This is a genomic window from Streptomyces sp. NPDC005805 (assembly GCF_040630445.1).
Taxonomy (GTDB): Bacteria; Actinomycetota; Actinomycetes; order Streptomycetales; family Streptomycetaceae; genus Streptomyces.
On record NZ_JBEXXN010000010.1, the window covers coordinates 80,520 to 97,468 of the forward strand.

The 16,949-nt window shown below is 74.1% G+C and carries 13 protein-coding genes and 1 pseudogene; 2 read left to right on the top strand and 12 right to left on the bottom strand.

The features are described 5' to 3' along the window. Positions 1 to 209: 209 nt before the first annotated feature. From ABZ457_RS08425 to ABZ457_RS08440, 4 genes are all read right to left on the bottom strand, one after another. Positions 210 to 1,664 carry an FAD-dependent oxidoreductase gene (locus ABZ457_RS08425; protein WP_359155294.1) on the bottom strand — a complete coding sequence of 485 codons (1,455 nt, stop codon included), beginning with the start codon at positions 1,662 to 1,664 and terminating at the stop codon, positions 210 to 212. A 31-nt stretch (positions 1,665 to 1,695) separates the two neighbouring features. Beyond that, the gene (locus tag ABZ457_RS08430; RefSeq protein WP_359155296.1) at positions 1,696 to 1,986 is read right to left on the bottom strand and encodes a (2Fe-2S)-binding protein; all 291 of its coding nucleotides are present in this window, start codon (positions 1,984 to 1,986) and stop codon (positions 1,696 to 1,698) included. A 74-nt stretch (positions 1,987 to 2,060) separates the two neighbouring features. Continuing rightward, on the bottom strand, positions 2,061 to 3,290 hold the full coding sequence (locus ABZ457_RS08435; protein WP_359155385.1) for an FAD-dependent oxidoreductase: 1,230 nt from the start codon (positions 3,288 to 3,290) through the stop codon (positions 2,061 to 2,063). Positions 3,291 to 3,540: 250 nt separating this feature from the next. Beyond that, positions 3,541 to 5,868 carry a collagenase gene (locus ABZ457_RS08440; protein ID WP_359155298.1) on the bottom strand — a complete coding sequence of 776 codons (2,328 nt, stop codon included), beginning with the start codon at positions 5,866 to 5,868 and terminating at the stop codon, positions 3,541 to 3,543. A 271-nt stretch (positions 5,869 to 6,139) separates the two neighbouring features. Here ABZ457_RS08440 and ABZ457_RS08445 point away from each other — a divergent pair, with 271 nt between their 5' ends. Further along, a complete protein-coding gene (locus ABZ457_RS08445) occupies positions 6,140 to 6,856 on the top strand; it encodes a DUF5995 family protein (RefSeq protein ID WP_359155300.1) in 717 nt (238 codons plus the stop codon). Positions 6,857 to 7,007: 151 nt separating this feature from the next. Here the strand turns inward: ABZ457_RS08445 and ABZ457_RS08450 are convergent, their stop codons facing one another. Continuing rightward, complete coding sequence (locus ABZ457_RS08450) at positions 7,008 to 8,705, bottom strand: NAD(P)/FAD-dependent oxidoreductase (RefSeq protein WP_359155302.1); 1,698 nt, start codon at positions 8,703 to 8,705, stop codon at positions 7,008 to 7,010. 85 nt (positions 8,706 to 8,790) lie between these two features. Then, positions 8,791 to 9,588, bottom strand: a complete 798-nt coding sequence (locus tag ABZ457_RS08455; protein WP_359155304.1) for a carbon-nitrogen hydrolase family protein — start codon at positions 9,586 to 9,588, stop codon at positions 8,791 to 8,793. 311 nt (positions 9,589 to 9,899) lie between these two features. Here ABZ457_RS08455 and ABZ457_RS08460 point away from each other — a divergent pair, with 311 nt between their 5' ends. After that, on the top strand, positions 9,900 to 10,505 hold the full coding sequence (locus ABZ457_RS08460) for a Repetin (RefSeq protein ID WP_359155306.1): 606 nt from the start codon (positions 9,900 to 9,902) through the stop codon (positions 10,503 to 10,505). A 66-nt stretch (positions 10,506 to 10,571) separates the two neighbouring features. Here ABZ457_RS08460 and ABZ457_RS08465 read toward each other — a convergent pair whose 3' ends face one another. The 6 genes and pseudogenes from ABZ457_RS08465 to rpe form a co-directional block, all read right to left on the bottom strand. Then, positions 10,572 to 11,027, bottom strand: coding sequence for an Lrp/AsnC family transcriptional regulator (locus ABZ457_RS08465; protein ID WP_018850105.1), 456 nt, complete (start codon positions 11,025 to 11,027; stop codon positions 10,572 to 10,574). A gap of 10 nt (positions 11,028 to 11,037) precedes the next feature. Continuing rightward, positions 11,038 to 12,081: pseudogene (locus tag ABZ457_RS08470) on the bottom strand (amino acid permease); the annotation flags it as partial. A gap of 93 nt (positions 12,082 to 12,174) precedes the next feature. After that, the gene (locus tag ABZ457_RS08475) at positions 12,175 to 13,050 is read right to left on the bottom strand and encodes a SigB/SigF/SigG family RNA polymerase sigma factor (protein WP_359155309.1); all 876 of its coding nucleotides are present in this window, start codon (positions 13,048 to 13,050) and stop codon (positions 12,175 to 12,177) included. A gap of 218 nt (positions 13,051 to 13,268) precedes the next feature. Then, positions 13,269 to 14,711, bottom strand: coding sequence for a GuaB1 family IMP dehydrogenase-related protein (locus ABZ457_RS08480; RefSeq protein ID WP_359155311.1), 1,443 nt, complete (start codon positions 14,709 to 14,711; stop codon positions 13,269 to 13,271). 275 nt (positions 14,712 to 14,986) lie between these two features. Further along, a complete protein-coding gene (locus ABZ457_RS08485; RefSeq protein WP_106434750.1) occupies positions 14,987 to 16,027 on the bottom strand; it encodes a sugar-binding domain-containing protein in 1,041 nt (346 codons plus the stop codon). 109 nt (positions 16,028 to 16,136) lie between these two features. After that, positions 16,137 to 16,823, bottom strand: a complete 687-nt coding sequence (rpe, locus tag ABZ457_RS08490) for a ribulose-phosphate 3-epimerase (protein ID WP_359155314.1) — start codon at positions 16,821 to 16,823, stop codon at positions 16,137 to 16,139. Positions 16,824 to 16,949: the final 126 nt, after the last annotated feature.

The following is a 16,949-nucleotide window of genomic DNA, read 5'->3' on the forward strand; positions in this document are numbered from 1 at the left end:
GCCCCGTGGGCGGGTCCGGGCAGCGGGGTGGGCTCGGGGGCGGGGATGTGCGCAGCGGGCATCAGCGGCTCCCTTGTGTGAGGTGTGACATTTTATTGACGGGTGCGGGTGGCGGACAAGAGCGCGAACACGCCCCGGGGGAAAGGGGGTTCGCGCCGGGGACGCGCGGCGGTCCACTCGGCACGGCGGGCGCGCGGCGGCGGCGCGCTTCACTCGGTGCGGGGCAGCGCGGCGAGGTGCGCCAGCGGGACCGGGCAGGAGAGCGGGCGGCGGGCGGGCTCCGGGTCCTCGCCGGTCAGCGCCGCGACGGCCGGGCCGCACATCCGGCCCTGGCACCAGCCCATCCCGGCCCGGGTGAGCAGCTTGACCGTACGGGCGTCGCGGGCGCCCAGTTCCGTGACGGCCTCCCGGACGGCCCCGGCCGGGACCTCCTCGCAGCGGCAGACCTCGGTGCCGTCCCGCAGCCAGCCGGTCCAGCCCGGACCGGGCCGGTGGGCCGCGCCCATGGCGGCGGCGAAGGCGCGCAGCCGGTCGCGGCGGCGGCCCAGCGCGGCGGTGCGGCGCGGGGGCAGGGTCCGGCCGGTGAGCGCCCGGGCGACGGCGGAGGCGGCCAGTTCCCCTTCGGCCAGGGCGAGTTCGGCGCCACCGATGCCGCCGGTCTCCCCCGCCGCCCACACCCCGGGCACCGAGGTCTCCTGCCCCGGGCCGAGGACCAGCGCCGGGCTGCCGTCCGGCGCGGTCCGTGTGGCGCAGCCCAGCCCCGTGGCCAGCTCCAGCTGGGGGACCAGGCCGTGGCCGACGGCGACCGCGTCGCAGGGGATGCGCCGGCCGCTGCCCGGGACGGGCCGCCAGTCGCCGGCCAGCCGGGCGACGGTCACGGCCGCCACCCGGCCGTCCTCGCCGTGCGCCTCGGTGACCGCGTGCCCGGTGAGCAGCCGGGTCGCGGACCGCAGCAGCGCGCCGCCGAACACCGCGCCCTCGGCGAGCTTTCCCGGGTTCCGCAGCAGGGCGCCGGGGCACTCGGCGTACCCGCGGTAGGAGGCGGCCTCCACGACCGCGGGCACCCGGGCGCCCGCGTCGGCCAGGGAGGCGGCGACGGCGAGCAGCAGCGGGCCGCTGCCCGCGACGACCACCCGGCGGCCGGGCAGCACCAGCCCGGACTTGAGCATGGCCTGGGCCCCGCCCGCGCCGACCACCCCCGGCAGGGTCCAGCCGGGGAAGGGGAGTTGGCGTTCGTACGCGCCGGTGGCCAGCAGGACCGCCCGCGCGGTGACGGCGGCGGGCCGCTCCTCGGCCCCGGTGCCGGCGACGGCGTGCAGCCGCCAGCCGGCGGCCGGGTCCCGGACGACGGCCCAGACGTGGTGGGCGGCCAGGTGCACGGCCCGCCCCGCCCGGGTGGCCGTGCGCAGCTCCGCGTCCCGCCGTACGAAGGCGCGCCAGCGGTGGTGCAGGGCCTCCGGCCGGGCGGCGCCGAGGGCCGGGGCGGGGTGGCGGTAGTACTGGCCGCCGGGCCGTTCGCCCGCGTCGAGGAGGGCGACGGTGAGCCCGAGGCGCGCGGCGGTGACGGCCGCGGCGAGCCCGGCGGGACCGGCCCCGACGACCGCCAGGTCCACGTCCCGCGCCTCCCCCGGGCCGGGACCGGCGCCGACGACCGCCGGCTCCACGCCCCGCGCCTCCCCCGCACCGGGACCCGGCTCAGACGGCGAGACCGGCACGGCCCGTGCCCTCCTGGGTGGTGACGGTGTCGCCGGGGCGGGCGGGGACCAGGCAGGCGCGCTGGTTGGGGCGGCCGTTGACGGTGACCAGGCAGTCGTGGCAGGTGCCGATGCCGCAGAAAACCCCCCGGGGCGCACCGCCGGAACGAGTGGTGCGCCAGGCGGGAATTTCGGCCCCCCACAGGGCCGCGGCCACGCTCTGGCCCTCCTGGACGGACACCTCGGCCCCGTCCACCTCGATCGCGTACACCGTGCGCGGGGCCCCGCCCACGAGCGCGCGCGGGCTCCGGCGCCGACCGGCAAAGGGCAAGGGCAAGGGCAAGGGCAAGGGGAACGGGACGGGGCTCATGGGGCGTCACCCTCTCGGCTGCGGACGGAATGGAGGTTCACGGACCCGGCGCCCGGACCGGCCGCCGGGTGGTCCTCCTCGGGGAAGGCCCGGTCCGGACGGAACGGCCCCGGGTCCAGCGGCGGCAGCGCCCCGGTGACCGCGGCGGCGATCAACGCACCCGTGGCCGGGGCGAGTCCGATGCCCGCGCCCTCGTGCCCGCAGGCGTGGAACAGCCCGGGCGCACGGGGGTCGGGCCCGATCGCGGGGAGGTGGTCGGGCAGATAGGGGCGGAACCCGTGGTAGACGCGCATCGCCCGCACCCCGCCGAGCACCGGAAAGAGCGCGGTGGCCTGCGCGGCGAGCCGCCGCAGCGCCTCGGTGGACAGGCTCCGGTCGAAGCCGACCCGCTCCCGGGTGGCACCGATGAGGACCGGCCCGGCCGGGGTGCCCTCGACCACCGCCGAGGACTGGAGGGCGGCCGAGCCGCTGGCCACGTCGGCGACATAGTCGGCGGCGTAGACCTTGTGCCGGACCACGCGCGGCAGGGGCTCGGTGACCAGCACGAACCCCCGACGGGGCAGCACCGGCAGCGTCACTCCGGCGAGGGCGGCGAGCTGCCCGCCCCAGGTACCGGCCGCGTTGACGACCACGGGCGCGGAGAGGGTGCGCCGCGCGGTGCGGACGCCCAGGACCGCGCCCGAGGCGTCCCGGAGGACGGCGACGACCTCCTCCCCGAGCACCAGGGCGGCCCCGGAGGCGGCGAGCAGGTGGGCGGCCGCCCGGGCGGGCTGCACCTGGGCGTCCTGCGGGTAGTGGACACCGCCCGCGAGACCCGGCGCCAGATGCGGTTCCAGCGCGCCGAGTTCACCGGCGGCGATCTCGGCCGCCGCCACCCCGGCCGCCCGCTGGCCCTCCGCGAAGGCGCGCAGGGCCTTCAGCGCGACGGCGTCCGGGGCGACGACCAGACCGCCCTTGGCCTCGTACTCCACCGGCCCGGCGCCGAGGTCCCCGCGCTCGCCGCCGAGGTCCCCGGTCTCGGCGGCGAGTTCGCGCCAGAGCCGGGCGGAGAGGAGGGCGAGGTCGAGTTCGGGGCCGGGGGCCTTGTCGGAGACGAGGAGGTTGCCCTCCCCCGCGCCGGTGGTGCCGCCCGCGACCGGGCCGCGGTCCACGACGGCCACCGAGAGCCCGGCACGCGCCAGCCCGTGGGCGCAGGCGGCCCCCACCACGCCCGCGCCGACGACCACGGCGTCCACCACGGCGTCCGACGGGTCGGCGGCGGCCCGGGCGGGGGCGGAACGCGCGAGGGCACACCTCACCGGGTCCGCCGGGGGCTCGGGCTCGGGTGCGTCCGGAGAAGGTCTCGCGCGCGGAGAGGGTCCCGCGTCCGGAGGAGGTCTCGTGGGCACGGCAGTAACATGTCACATTTCCTCGGGTCTGCCCAGAGGGCCGGTCCGGGCCGTGACAAGGCGCAACGGACCGGCCCGCGAAAGGTGTTCAGTGCCGCAGCGGGCCTTCGCAGCGGTAGTCGGAGGTGCCCCCGTCCCGCCCCGGCCAGATGTCGACCGGCCCGAAGGAGCAGGTCATGTCGGCGAGGTTGTCCGCCGCCGGGGCCGCCCGGTCGAGAAGGAAGGCGTCCACGGTCTCCGACATGTCCCGGAAGACCTGGTCCGGGCTGTGACCGTCCGTCAGCCGGGCCGTGATCCGCCCGGCGCAGACGAACCTCGGCCGCCCCGGGTCACCGTCCCCGGCGCACTGCGGCCGGGTGTACGTCGCCCCGGCGAACGCGTCCCGCACGCCCGCCACGGTGGCGTGCCGCAGTAGATGGCCCGGTGTGTACGCGGTGTCCGGCACGAAGAGGTCGTCCACCTCGGCGATCCGCGCGTCCAGGAAGCGGTCGTAGCCCTGCTGGATACCGGCGTCCGCGCCCGCGCTCCGCCGCCAGGCGTCGTACCCGGCAACGTCGTCGTTCCGCAGCTGCGTGTACATGGTCCGCAGCAGGGTGGGCCGGCTGGTCCACAGGTAGGCGAAGAAGGTGCCCGCGTAGTCGTAGAAGCGGAAGCCGTCGCCGTCGTAGGTGGCGTTGAGGATCTGCTCGACGCTCATCCGGGGCCCGCCGCCCGCCGTGTCGGCGATGATCCCGCGCACCAGGGCCCGGCGGACCGCGACGCCGTCGTCACGGGTGGCTCCGGCGAAGAACTCCGCCGTGCCCTCGTCCATGGCCGTGGTCCGGTCGCCCTCGTACCAGGGGCCCTCGCCGAAGAAGCCGGGGACGGCGAAGCGGCCGTTGAGGTAGTGGGTGTACTCGTGGCGGAACAGCTCCTCCAGGGTGAGGGAGGAGTCCTGGGGGACGCGCCGCTCGTAGGTGTAGAAGGTGGCACCGCGTTCGATGTAGATGCCGCCGTTGTCGGTGCCCATACCGGTGAGCAGCGGGTGGTAGTTCTCGTAGTCGGCGCGGGAGGCGTAGAGGACCACGGTCAGCACGGTGTGGGGGTCGCCGGCCAGGGGCGCGTCGGCCCCGAGTACGCGGTGGAACTGCGCCTTCACCTGCTTGCTCGCGTGGTGGAGCTTGTCGACGAGGGCCCGGTCCAGGGCGGTGCGCACCCGGACGCCGCCGTTGTCGTAGGTGTAGGTGTGCGGGAACAGGCGCTTCTCGATGTCCGCGCGGCAGACGCCGTACGGCGCGCACGCCTCGAAGTGGTTCAGCCAGGAGGCCAGGGAGACCCAGGGCGCGCTGCCGTCGCCCCAGGCCGTGCGGACGGGTTCCAGGAGGGCGCCCAGGTCGGCGGCGACGGCCTCCCGCAGTCCGGCCACCTGCCCGAAGCGCCCGTACTCGTTGAGGGCGTCGCGCACCAGCCAGGCGTTGGCGGTGCCCTTGAGGTGGGTGTGGGCGGCGAAACCCTTGAACGCGGCGCGGTAGCCGGGATCGGCCGCGGCGGCGGCGTGGAAGGCGGCGTCCTGGTTGCCCGGGTAGAGGCCGAGGTAGTTCAGGGAGAGGCCGGCGAGGGCCGCGCCCGCCCAGGCGGTGTCGTGGTGGGTGGCGGGCCGGTCCGGGCCCATGGTCGCCAGCACCCGTGCGGTGAGCGGGAGTTGGTGGTGGCGCAGTCCGGCGGCACTGGCCGTGTAGAGGGCTTCGCGCAGGGTCCGGGCGTTGGCGGCGGTGGCGTCGAAGGTCCGGGCGGCGCCGCCGAGTTCGTCGACGGCGCCGCGGACGGCCGCCAGGGTGGGCGGGTCGGAGATGTCGATCTCGTCCCGGGAGAAGTCGTGGTACACGACCGCGTGCAGATAGGTGAACAGCTCTTCCAGGTGGGCGGAGTTCTGTCCGTCGTGGCCCGGCGCGAGGGCCCCGGCGCGGCGGGCGGCGGCCTGGACATGGGCGTCGCTCATGACGGGGGCGAGCCGGGCGTCCCAGGTCCACAGGAGGGCGCGCAGACAGCCGTCGGCGAGGACGGCCGGGTCGGTGAGGAAGTCGGCGAAGGGTTCGGGCCCGAGGGCGGTCACGGCGTCCAGGGTGCAGGGGACCCCGGCGGCGGGAGCGGTGTGGGCGGCCGCGGCGGGCGTGGCCGGGCCGGGTATCCGGCCGGGCTTCACGTCACCCGGGGCGGGGGCCTGTGCGGTCCGGGCGGGCGGGGCGGAGGCTCTGCGTTCCGCCCGGTCGTACGGGTCGGTGGCGCCGGAGCCCGGCGCCGGGGCGGCAGTGGACGCGGGGACGGGGACGGCGGCCGGGGACGCGGACCGGGCGGCGGCCGGCCCCAGGGAGGCGGCGAGGGCCACCGCGAGGGCGGCGGCGAGGACGGATGTGCGCACGGCTCTGGGCTGGGACACCTGCGGCTCCTGCTGAGGGAGGGGGAAGTGGGGGGCTGTGCCTGAAGTGCCGTGGTGCGCGCGGTTTCTGACGAGCCGAAAGCAACCGCGATGTGACCTGTAACATAGTAATGTGAAATGGCACTGCCAAGACCTGTGCGCCCGCCACTTCACCAAAGGCCCACGGCACGCTCCCCTCCCCCGCCCCGGACGTCCGAGCGGGCGTCCCCCGTTCCGGGGAAGCCACGGCCCGGCACCGCGCCGCCCGGCTCCGGGCTGGGACCCTGCCACCATGGCGCACAGGCAACAGCTCGCGGTCCGGCCGGGTCCCGGCCCGGCCCCCTCCAGCCCGGCGGCGGACCCGGTCCTCGGGCGGATGCGGGCGCTCGGCGCCGACTGGCCCGCCGGGGACGGGCTCGCGGTCTTCCACCGCGTCTACCTCGCGGTCACCGAGGAGTTGGTGCGCCGGGTGGCGGCGGGCGAGTTCCCGGACCGGCGCGCGGCCGGGGCCCTCGGCGGCATCTTCGCCGAGCACTACCTCGACGCCGTGGAGGCGGCGGCGGAGGGCACCCGTCCGCCCGCCTGCTGGCGGCCGCTGTTCCAGTTCCGCCGCCATCCCGGGGTGCGCCCGCTCCAGTTCGCGCTGGCCGGGATCAACGCGCACATCGGCCACGACCTGCCGCTCGCCGTCGTCGAGACCTGCCACACCCTCGGCTGCGTCCCGGCGGATCTGGAGGACGAGTTCGAGCGCGTCGGCGAGATCCTGGTCCTGCTGGAGGAGCGCATCCGCGAGGACCTGATGCCGGGCCCGGACCTGCTCCAGATCGCGGACCCGCTCACCCATCTGGTGGGCACCTGGTCCCTGGCCCGGGCCAGGGACGCGGCCTGGTCGGCGGCCCGGCTGCTGTGGGGGCTGCGGGACGCGCCCGACCTGGCCGACGAGTTCACCGAGCGGCTGGACGCCGGGGTGGGGCTGGTCGGCCGCTGCCTCCTCACCCCCTGGCACTGAGCACGGCGAGCGCGGCACGGCGAGCCGGGCACGGCGACGGGCACGGCGACGGGCACGGCGACGGGCGGGGCCGGACCGGCACATCGGCCCGGCCCCGCCCCGCCCGTGAGCGCGCCCCCGCCGGTCCCCGACGGACCGGCGGGCCGTGTCGTCAGTCCTCCGGCAGCTCCACCGGCGCGATCTCCTCGTACACATCGCCCGGACCCGGGTTGGTCGGGTCACTCGCGCCGCCGAACTGGTGCATCACACCCCACACCGCGTTGAGCGCGGTCTGCACGGCGCCCTCCGCCCAGCCGGCGGTCCAGGAGATGTCGTCGCCGGCGAGGTAGATGCCCCGCTTGTCCTCGGGCAGCCGGTCCTGCATGAAGTGCGTGAACAGACGGCGCTGGTAGCGGTAGTGGCCGGGCAGGTTGGCCTTGAACGCGCCCATGAAGTAGGGCTCGTTCTCCCAGGACACGGTCACCGGGTTGCCGATGACGTGGCTCCGGATGTCGACGTTCGGGTAGATCTCGCCGAGCGACTTGAGCATGACCTCCATGCGCTCGTTCGCCGAGAGCGGCAGCCACTTCAGGCTGTCGTCGCACCAGGTGTAGGAGAGGCAGATGACGGCGGGCTTGTCCGGGCCGTTGTCCAGCAGGTACGTGCCGCGGGTCATCCGGTCGGTGAGGGTCATCGACATGGTGTCGCGGCCCGTCACCTCGTCCTTGTCCAGCCAGAACGGCCGGTCCACCGGCACGAACAGCTTGGAGGACTCCATGTAGTGGGTGCGCTCCATCGCCGTCCAGTGGTCGATCGGGAAGAGCGAGTCGTCGCAGGCGATCTTGGAGAGCAGCAGCCAGGACTGCGCGGTGAAGATCGCGGCCCGGTAGGTGCGGATGTCGCCGGAGGCGTCGGTGACGGTGATCCGGTTGCCCGCGGTGCGGTTGAGGCGGGTGACGGCGGGCCGGGGGTCCCCGTCGTGCAGCGAGGCGAGCGAGGTGCCGAGCGGCCAGTGCACGATCTTCCGCGGCTCGCGCTCCCACAGGCGCAGCGGGAGCTGCTGGCTGCCCTCGACGATGCCGCGGTGGTGGTCGTCGGCCTCGGAGTAGACGACGCGCAGGATCTCCAGGATGGAGTTGGGGAAGTCGGTGTCCCAGCCGCCGGTGCCGAAGCCGACCTGGCCGAAGATCTCCCGGTGGCGGAAGGACTTGAACGCCTCGGAGTCGCAGAGGAAGCCGTAGAAGGTCTGGTTGTCCAGCTTCTCGACGAGCTTCGCCCAGATCTCGCGGATGCGCGGGACGTCGCGCTCGCGCATGGCGCGGTTCATGTCGGAGAAGTCCGCGCCCTCCTCCAGGCAGGCGTTCCAGGCGTCCATCACATCGCGGTAGACCTGCGGGAGGTCGTCGATGGTCTCCGCGTAGTGGGACTCGCCCTTGAGGTCGACGACGGTCGAGGGGGTGGAGGGCGCCAGCGGGTTGGGGAAGGGGCTGGTGGTCAGCCCGACCAGGTCGATGTAGTGCTGGAGGGCGGTGGACGACGGCGGGAAGCGCATCGCGCCCATCTCGGCGGTCAGCTCGTCGGTGCCGGTGCCCTCGAAGCCGACGGTGCGCAGCCGGCCGCCGATCCGGTCGGCCTCGTAGACGACGGGCTTGAGGCCCATCTTCATCAGCTCGTAGGCGGCGACGATGCCGGAGAGGCCGCCGCCGATGACCGCGACCTCGCTGCCGTGCTCGGTCGCCGGTATCTGGCCGAGGCCCGCCGGGTGGGCGAGGTAGTCGTCGTAGGCGTAGGGGAAGTCCGGGCCGAACATGGTGATCGGCGGCTGCGCGTCGCTGTGCTGGACAGCGGTGGTGGGCACCGTGGACGTCATGGGGTACGGACTCCTTGCACGGGGTGATGCGGTGGGGCGGGGGTGGGGAACGCGGGGGCGTGAGCCGGCCGGCTCTCCTGTGGACTCAGCTCAGGGAGCCGTACAGGCCGGGGCGGCGGTCCTGGAGGTAGGGGTTGGTCTCGCGCGAGGCGGACAGCAGAACGGGGTCGACCTCGCCGAGGACCAGTTCCTCGCCGCGCCCGGCGCGCGCGCGGACGGCCCCGTCGGGGCTCGCGAGGGAGCTGAGGCCGACGAACTCGAACTCGCCCTCCGGGCCTGTGCGGTTGACGTACGCGATGTACATCTGGCTCTCGAAGGCCCGTACCGGGATCATCGACTCGGCGACGAACTGGAAGGGGTGCATCTGCGCGGTGGGCACCAGCAGCAGATCGGTGCCGGCCAGCGCGTGCGCCCGGACGTTCTCCGGGAACTCCACGTCGTAGCAGATCAGCAGGCCGATGGTGAGGCCGTTCAGTTCGGCCTGCACGACGGGCTGGCCGCCGGGGGTGAAGTGCTCCTGCTCGAAGCAGCCGAAGAGGTGGGTCTTGCGGTAGTTCGCGAGGCGCTCGCCGCCGGCGCCGATGAGCTGGGCCGCGTTGTGGACCAGATCGCCGGCCCGCTCGGGGTAGCCGTAGTGGATCGCGATGCCGTGGCGGGCGGCGATCCCGGCGACGGCGGCCGCGCCGGGGCCGTCGGCGGGCTCGGCCAGCCGGGGCACGTCGTCGCCGATCGCGTAGCCGGTGAGGTACAGCTCGGGGCAGACCAGCAGGCCGGCGCCGGCCTCGGCGGCGCGTCCGGCGTACTCGTCGAGCCGCTTCAGGTTCTCCGCCACGTCGCCCGGCCGGCCGGAACTCTGGAGCAGGGCGGTACGCAACGACGGCATGGACGACCTCGGGACAGGGGGTGTACGGGATACGTCTACGAAGGTACGGTCCGCCGTCCGGCCCGGACAAGGCGCGAGCGTTGCGCGCATCCGGACGATCCGTTGCGTCGTCGGGCATCGCCGCGGCGATTCGTTGCGCCCCCCCGGGGCCCCGCTCGGGGGAGGACGGCCGTGCGACCCGGGAACGGGTCCGGGAGGGCCCTTCCCCGCCGCTCGGGGGAGGTCCGGTCCCTCCCGTCGTCCGATGTCCGGCGGGGCCGGGGCCGGAAGAGTGTGACGTGTCCGCTTCACCGATCGGAAGGACCGCCACCATGCGTCTGCGCACCGCCCACCGCCGCACCCGCCTCGCCGCCTTTGTCACGGCGGCGCTGCTGACCGCGGGGGCCGCGGGCACCGCGTCGGCCGCCGCCCCCGGGAAGGCCGCTCCCGGGGAAGCCGCCTCCGGAAAGGTCACCTCCGGAAAGGCCGCCACGGCCCGGCCGGCCGCCGCGCTGACCGGGACGGCGAAGCTGTACCGCTCGCAGGGCGACGACATCACCTTCACCTTCGACGCCCGGCTCGCCGCCGCCGACAACGACGACCCGACGAAGGCCACCGGCACCTTCCGCTTCAGCCACTATCTGAACGGCCGGGGCGCCTCGGCGGAGGCCGAGGTGGACTGCCTGCTGACCGGCGGGAAGGTCGCGGTCGTCTCCGGCGTCATCGTGCGGTCGGACCTGCCGGGCGCCAAGGGCACCCGGGTGGGGATCACCGTGCACGACAGCGGCGGCAAGGACCGCCTGGGCTACAGCTGGGCGGCCACCGGCAGCCCGGCCCACCAGGGCGAGCTGCCGCCGTGCGTGGGCTCGGCGCCCTTCGAGAAGGTCCGCGGGGGCACCGGCGACTTCCGCGTGGTGCCCTGGAACCCCGCCCTCTGACGGAGGCGGCCGGGCACGGCCGAACACGGCCGAACACGGCCGGACGCGGGCCGGCGCGGGCTGTCGCTACGCGGGTGAGCCGGAGGAGAAGCGCCGCAGCAGCGGCGACAGCACCAGCACGGACTTGGTGCGCTCCACGAACGGCTCCCCCGCGATCCGCTCCAGCACCCGTTCGAAGTGCCGCATATCGGCGGCGAAGACCTGGACCACGGCGTCCGCGTCGCCCGTGACGGTCGACGCGGACACCACCTCCGGGTACCGCTCCAGCCCCCGCCGGATGTCGTCCGGCGAGGTGTTGTGGCGGCAGAAGATCTCGACGATGCCCTCGGTCTCCCAGCCGAGCGCGGCCGGGTCGACGCGGACGGTGAAGCCGGTGATGGCCCCCTCCGCACGCAGCCGGTCCACCCGCCGCTTGACCGCGGGCGCCGAGAGGCCGACCGCCTGGCCGATGTCGGCGTAGCTGCGGCGGGCGTCCTCGGCGAGGGCGTGGACGATGCGTTCGTCGAGATCGTTCAGTCGCACTGCGGGTGGATCACTTCTCTGCGGTGGCGAGTCGGGAACGGCGGAGGCCGTAACTGAAGTAGAACACGAGGCCCGCCGCCATCCAGCCGGCGAAGACCAGCCAGGTCACCCCCGGGAGGCTGAGCATCATCCAGGCGCAGAAGCCGAAGCCGAGCACCGGGGTGAGCGGGAAGAGCATCACCTTGAAGGTGCGGTTCATGTCCGGGCGGGTGTAGCGCAGGATGACGACGGCCACGTTGACCAGCGCGAACGCGAAGAGGGTGCCGATGCTGGTGGCGTTGGCCAGCTCGCCGAGCGGGATGGTGGCGGCGAGCAGTCCGCAGAAGAGCGAGACGATGACCGTGTTGGCGCGCGGCGCGCCGGTCCGCCGGTCCACCCGGGCGAACACCTTGGGCACCAGGCCGTCCCGGGACATCGCGAAGAGGATGCGGGTCTGTCCGTACAGCACGGCGAAGACGACGCTGGCGATGGCGACGACCGCGCCCGCGGCGAGCACCACGCTCCAGAAGCCGTGGCCGGTGACGTCCTTCATGATCTGCGCGAGCGCGGCCTCGGTGCCCTCGAAGTCCTGCCAGGGCATGGCGCCGACGGCGACGAGGGCGACCAGGCAGTAGAGCACGGTGACGATCAGCAGCGAGAGCATGATCGCCCGGGGCAGGTCCCGCTTGGGGTTCTTCGCCTCCTCACCGGCCGTGGACGCGGCGTCGAAGCCGATGTAGGAGAAGAAGAGGGTCGCGGCGGCGGCGCTGATGCCGGTGATGCCGAGCGGGGCGAGGGGGGTGTAGTTGCCCGCCTTGATGCCGAGGAAGCCGATGCCGCAGAAGAGCAGCAGGGTGGCGATCTTCACCACGACCATGATCGTGTTGATGCGGGCGCTCTCCTTCGCGCCGCCCATCAGGAAGACCATGGCGAGCAGCACGACCACCAGCGCGGGCAGGTTGACGTACCCGCCCTCGCCGAGCGGCGCCGAGACCGACTCCGGAATGGTGACGCCGAGGGTGCCGTGCAGCAGCTCGTTGAGGTACTCGCCCCAGCCGACGGCCACGGCCGCGACCACAGGTACGGCGCCCCGGAATCCGGGGCGCCGTACCTGCCGTGGGGGGAACATGGTTCATGGCCGGGCGCGGGGCGCCCCGGGGGCCGCGGGTCATTCCACGGCGAGCAGTCCCGCGCGCAGCCGCCCGGTGATCCGGGCGAGCAGCCGGGAGACGTGCATCTGCGAGACGCCCAGGGCCTCGCCGATCTCGGCCTGGGTCAACTCCTCACCGAAGCGCATCCGCAGGATCCGGCGGTCGCGGTCGTCCAGCTCCTCGATCAGGGGCTTGAGGGCCTGGACGTTCTCCGCGGTCTCCAGGTCGGCGTCGAGGGCGCCGAGCCGGTCGGAGAGGGGGACGGCGGTGTGGTCGGAGGAGTCGTCCATCGGCATGTCGATGGAGCCGGCGGTGTAGCCGTTGCTGGCGACGACGCCCTCGACGACCTCCTCCTCGTCGATGCCCAGGTGCTCGGCGAGTTCGGCGGTGGTCGGGGCGTGGTCGAGCTTCTGGGAGAGCTCGTCGACGGCCTTGGCCAGGTCGATGCGCAGCTCCTGGAGGCGGCGCGGCACGTGCACGGCCCAGCTGGTGTCACGGAAGAAGCGCTTGATCTCGCCGACGATGTACGGGACGGCGAAGGTGGCGAACTCCACCTCGCGGCTGAGCTCGAAGCGGTCGATCGCCTTGATCAGGCCGATGGTGCCGACCTGGACGATGTCCTCCATCTGTTCGGCGCGGTTGCGGAAGCGGCCCGCGGCGTACTTCACCAGCGCCAGGTTGAGCTCGATGAGGGTGTTGCGGACGTACTGGTGCTCGCGGGTGCCCTCCTCCAGCTCCGCGAGGCGGGCGAAGAAGATGCGTGAGATCTCGCGTGCGTCCTTCGGTGCGACCTCTCCCGGGTTCTGCACGAGCGGGAGGTCCGGCGCCGCCGTGTGCGCGCGCTGCTCCCGGGTCTGCGTGCCTGCGGTCGGGACCGTGCTCGCCGTGGACACTACGTCCTCCCCTGCTCCGATGTCAGTGCGAGAGCGCGCCTACCCCCGGAGCGCGACCTCATGCCCGCCGATTCCGAAGTTTTTTCCGGGAGTTCCGGCGGGACCGCCCGTGACCTGCCGCAACTCCGCCCGCACGGACGCGAACCGGCACCTGCCCGGACGCGGACCGGCCCCCGCGCGTGCGCGCGGGGGCCGGTTCCACGGGTGGTGAGGGGGCGTCAGCTCCAGCTGGCGTGGAGCGGCTTGCCCTCCGCGTACCCGGCGGCGCTCTGCACGCCGACGATCGCGTTGGCGGCGAACTCCTCCAGGGAGCCCGCGCCCGCGTAGGTGCAGGAGGAGCGGACACCGGCGATGATCGAGTCGATCAGGTCCTCCACGCCCGGGCGGGCGGGGTCCAGGAACATCCGGGAGTGCGAGATGCCCTCCTCGAACAGGGCCTTGCGGGCCCGGTCGTAGGCGGACTCCTCGCTGGTGCGGTTGCGCACGGCGCGGGCGGAGGCCATGCCGAAGGACTCCTTGTAGAGCCGGCCGTCGGCGGCCTGCTGGAGGTCGCCCGGGGACTCGTAGGTGCCGGCGAACCAGGAGCCGACCATCACGTTGGAGGCGCCGGCGGCCAGGGCCATGGCGACGTCGCGCGGGTGGCGCACCCCGCCGTCCGCCCAGACGTGCTTGCCGTACTTCTTCGCCTCGGCCGCGCACTCCAGGACGGCGGAGAACTGCGGGCGGCCGACGCCGGTCATCATGCGCGTGGTGCACATGGCGCCCGGGCCGACGCCGACCTTGACGACGTCCGCGCCGGCCTCGATCAGGTCGCGCACACCCTCGGCGGCGACGATGTTGCCCGCGACGATCGGGACCTGCGGGTCGAGGGCCCGGACGGCGCGGACCGCGCTGATCATGGACTCCTGGTGGCCGTGCGCGGTGTCCACCACGAGGGTGTCCACGCCCGCGTCCAGGAGCTGCTTGGCCTTGCCGGCCACATCGCCGTTGATGCCGACGGCGGCGGCGACGCGCAGCTTGCCGGCGGCGTCGACGGCCGGGGTGTAGAGGGTCGCGCGCAGGGCGCCCTTGCGGGTCAGCACACCGGCCAGGCGGCCTTCGGCGTCCACGGCGGGGGCGTAGCGGCGGTTGGCCGAGTCGAGCCGGTTGAACGCCTCGCGCGGGTCGATGTCCGCGTCCAGCAGGAGGAGGTCCTTGGACATGACCTCGGAGAGCTGGGTGAAGCGGTCGACCCCGGCGAGGTCGTGGTCGGTGACGATGCCGACCGGGCGCTGCTCCTCGTCGACGACGACACCGGCGCCGTGCGCCCGCTTCGGCAGCAGGGAGAGCGCGTCCGCCACCGTCTGGTGGGGGGCGAGGACGATCGGGGTGTCGAGGACGAGGTGGCGCGTCTTGACCCAGGAGATGACGTCGGTGACGACCTCGATCGGGATGTCCTGGGGGATCACGACGAGACCGCCGCGGCGGGCGACGGTCTCGGCCATCCGGCGGCCGGCGATGGCCGTCATATTGGCGACGACCAGCGGCACGGTGGTGCCGGTGCCGTCGGGCGAGGAGAGGTCGACGCCCTGGCGGGAACCCACGGCCGAACGGCTCGGCACCATGAACACATCGTCGTACGTCAGGTCGTACGGCGGCTTCTGGTCATTGAGGAAACGCACGTGCAGAACATCCCAGTCGATCGGAGTTGGCCCCCCGGCGGGCACGGCCGGAGGAAAACGCACGTACTTCATTCTCCCATGCGGCGGCGGTGGTCATCCCCGGGCGGAACCTCCAGTCACGGGGGCGCCGGCCGAGGTGATCCTCCAAACGGGTGCGGCCCCCGTGCCCGCGCGGGGCGGGCCGGGGGCCGCTCGTCCACCGGTGCGGGGGCCGCTCGCGCGACGGGGCCGGGGCCGTTCGCGCACCGGGTTCTCACCCGGGGCACGCGGGGCCGTCAGTCGTCCGGGTCGGCGCGCTCCAGCGCCGGGCGGGGTCCGGGCTCGGCGGTCAGGAGCTGGTCCGCCGCGGCGGTGTCCGTGACCAGGCTGGTGACCAGTCCGGAGCGGAGGACCGCGCCGATGGCCTCCGCCTTGCGCTGCCCGCCCGCGATGGCGACCACCTCGGGGATACGGCGCAGCCGGTCGGCCTCCACCGTGATGCAGCGCTCCCCCAGGTCGCGGCCGACCCGGCGGCCCTCCGTGTCGAAGAGGTGCGCGGACATCTCGGCGGCGACGCCGAGGGAGGCGTAGTGCGCGCGCTCCTCGTCGGAGAGCATGTCGTGCACGGTGGAGATGCCCGGCTCCCAGGAGCCGATGGACACACAGGCGACCGTGACCTTGTCGAAGTACTCGAAGGCGCGCGCGATGCCCGTCTGGTGCCGCAGGGCGGCGGCCGTCGCCGGGTCGGGCAGCAGCATCGGCGCGTAGATCGGGTGCGCCTCGCCGCCGGAGACCTGGGCCGCCCGCCGGACCGCCTCGACGGAGCCGCGCTCGGCGGTGCCCGCGTCGTAGACGCCGGTGAGCTGGACGACCGTGCAGGGCGGCAGCCGGTCCAGGGCCGCGGCCATGTGGATCGTGGACCGGCCCCAGGCCAGGCCCAGCACATCGCCCTCGTTCACCAGCTCGCCGAGCAGGTCGGCGGCCACCTCGCCGAGGTTCTCCGGGTCGGGCGACTCGTCGGCCTCGGCCGGGGACTCGACGACGACCGCGTGGCGCAGGCCGAACCGGGCGCGCAGGGCGTCGGAGCGTTCGGCGTCGAGCTCGGCGGGGACCCGGATCTCGATGCGCACCAGGTCGCGTTCGAGGGCCGTCTCCAGCACCCGCGCGACCTTGAAGCGGCTGACGCCGAACTCCTCCGCGATCTGGATCTTGGACTTGCCCTCCAGGTAGAAGCGGCGCGCCATGGCCGCCGCCTGGACGAGCTCGGCGGGTCCCATCCGCAGGGCGGACCGTCCCGCCGGCCTAGCAGTCACCGCGATCTCCTCACTGCCGTACACACGTACACACTCCCCGGACCCGCCATCCTGTCAGATCCACCGGTCCTTGATCGGTCCTGTCGGGCCAACATCCAGTGAACGGACCCGCCCGCGCCGGGCGGGCGCGCCCTCAGTGCGCGCACGCCCAGGGCGCCCGGGCGATCACCGTCTGCGCCTGCTCGCGGAGCATCGCCACCGCCGCCGCCGGGTCGTCCGCGTTGTAGACGGCGGAGCCGGCGACGAAGACGTCCGCCCCGGCCTCCGCGCACTGCTCGATCGTGGCCGCGGACACCCCGCCGTCGACCTGGAGCCACAGCTCAAGACCGTGCTTGGAGATCAGCTCCCGGGTGCGGCGGATCTTCGGCAGCATGATGTCCAGGAACGCCTGGCCGCCGAAGCCGGGCTCCACGGTCATGATGAGGAGCATGTCCAGCTCGGGCAGCAGGTCCTCGTAGGGCTCGATCGGGGTCGCGGGCTTGAGCGCCATCGAGGCGCGGGCGCCCTTGGCCCGGATCTCCCGCGCGAGGCGCACCGGGGCGGCGGCGGCCTCCACATGGAAGGTGACCGACCCGGCCCCCGCCTCCACGTACTGCGGCGCCCAGCGGTCCGGGTCCTCGATCATGAGGTGGCAGTCCAGCGGGGTGTCCGTCGCCTTCGCCAGCGACTCCACGACCGGCACACCCAGCGTCAGATTGGGCACGAAGTGGTTGTCCATCACGTCGACATGGAGCCAGTCGGCGTTGTCGACGGCCTTCGCCTCCTCGGCCAGGCGCGAGAAGTCGGCGGAGAGGATGCTGGGGTTGATCTGTGCGGCCATGTGCCAAGCCTGCCACGTTATCCGCCGCTTCCCCTCCCCGGGACGGGATCCGGTCCGGACCAAGACGCCGGGATCTGACGACAGCTCACCACAAGGCGGACCTATCGCCCGACGGGCGGCGCCCGA

Coding starts and splice junctions, on each gene's coding strand:
- ABZ457_RS08445 (WP_359155300.1), top strand. CDS start 6,140: ATGGCGCACAGGCAACAGCTCGCGGTCCGGCCGGGTCCCGGCCCGGCC.
- ABZ457_RS08450 (WP_359155302.1), bottom strand. CDS start 8,705: ATGACGTCCACGGTGCCCACCACCGCTGTCCAGCACAGCGACGCGCAG.
- ABZ457_RS08455 (WP_359155304.1), bottom strand. CDS start 9,588: ATGCCGTCGTTGCGTACCGCCCTGCTCCAGAGTTCCGGCCGGCCGGGC.
- ABZ457_RS08460 (WP_359155306.1), top strand. CDS start 9,900: ATGCGTCTGCGCACCGCCCACCGCCGCACCCGCCTCGCCGCCTTTGTC.
- rpe (WP_359155314.1), bottom strand. CDS start 16,823: ATGGCCGCACAGATCAACCCCAGCATCCTCTCCGCCGACTTCTCGCGC.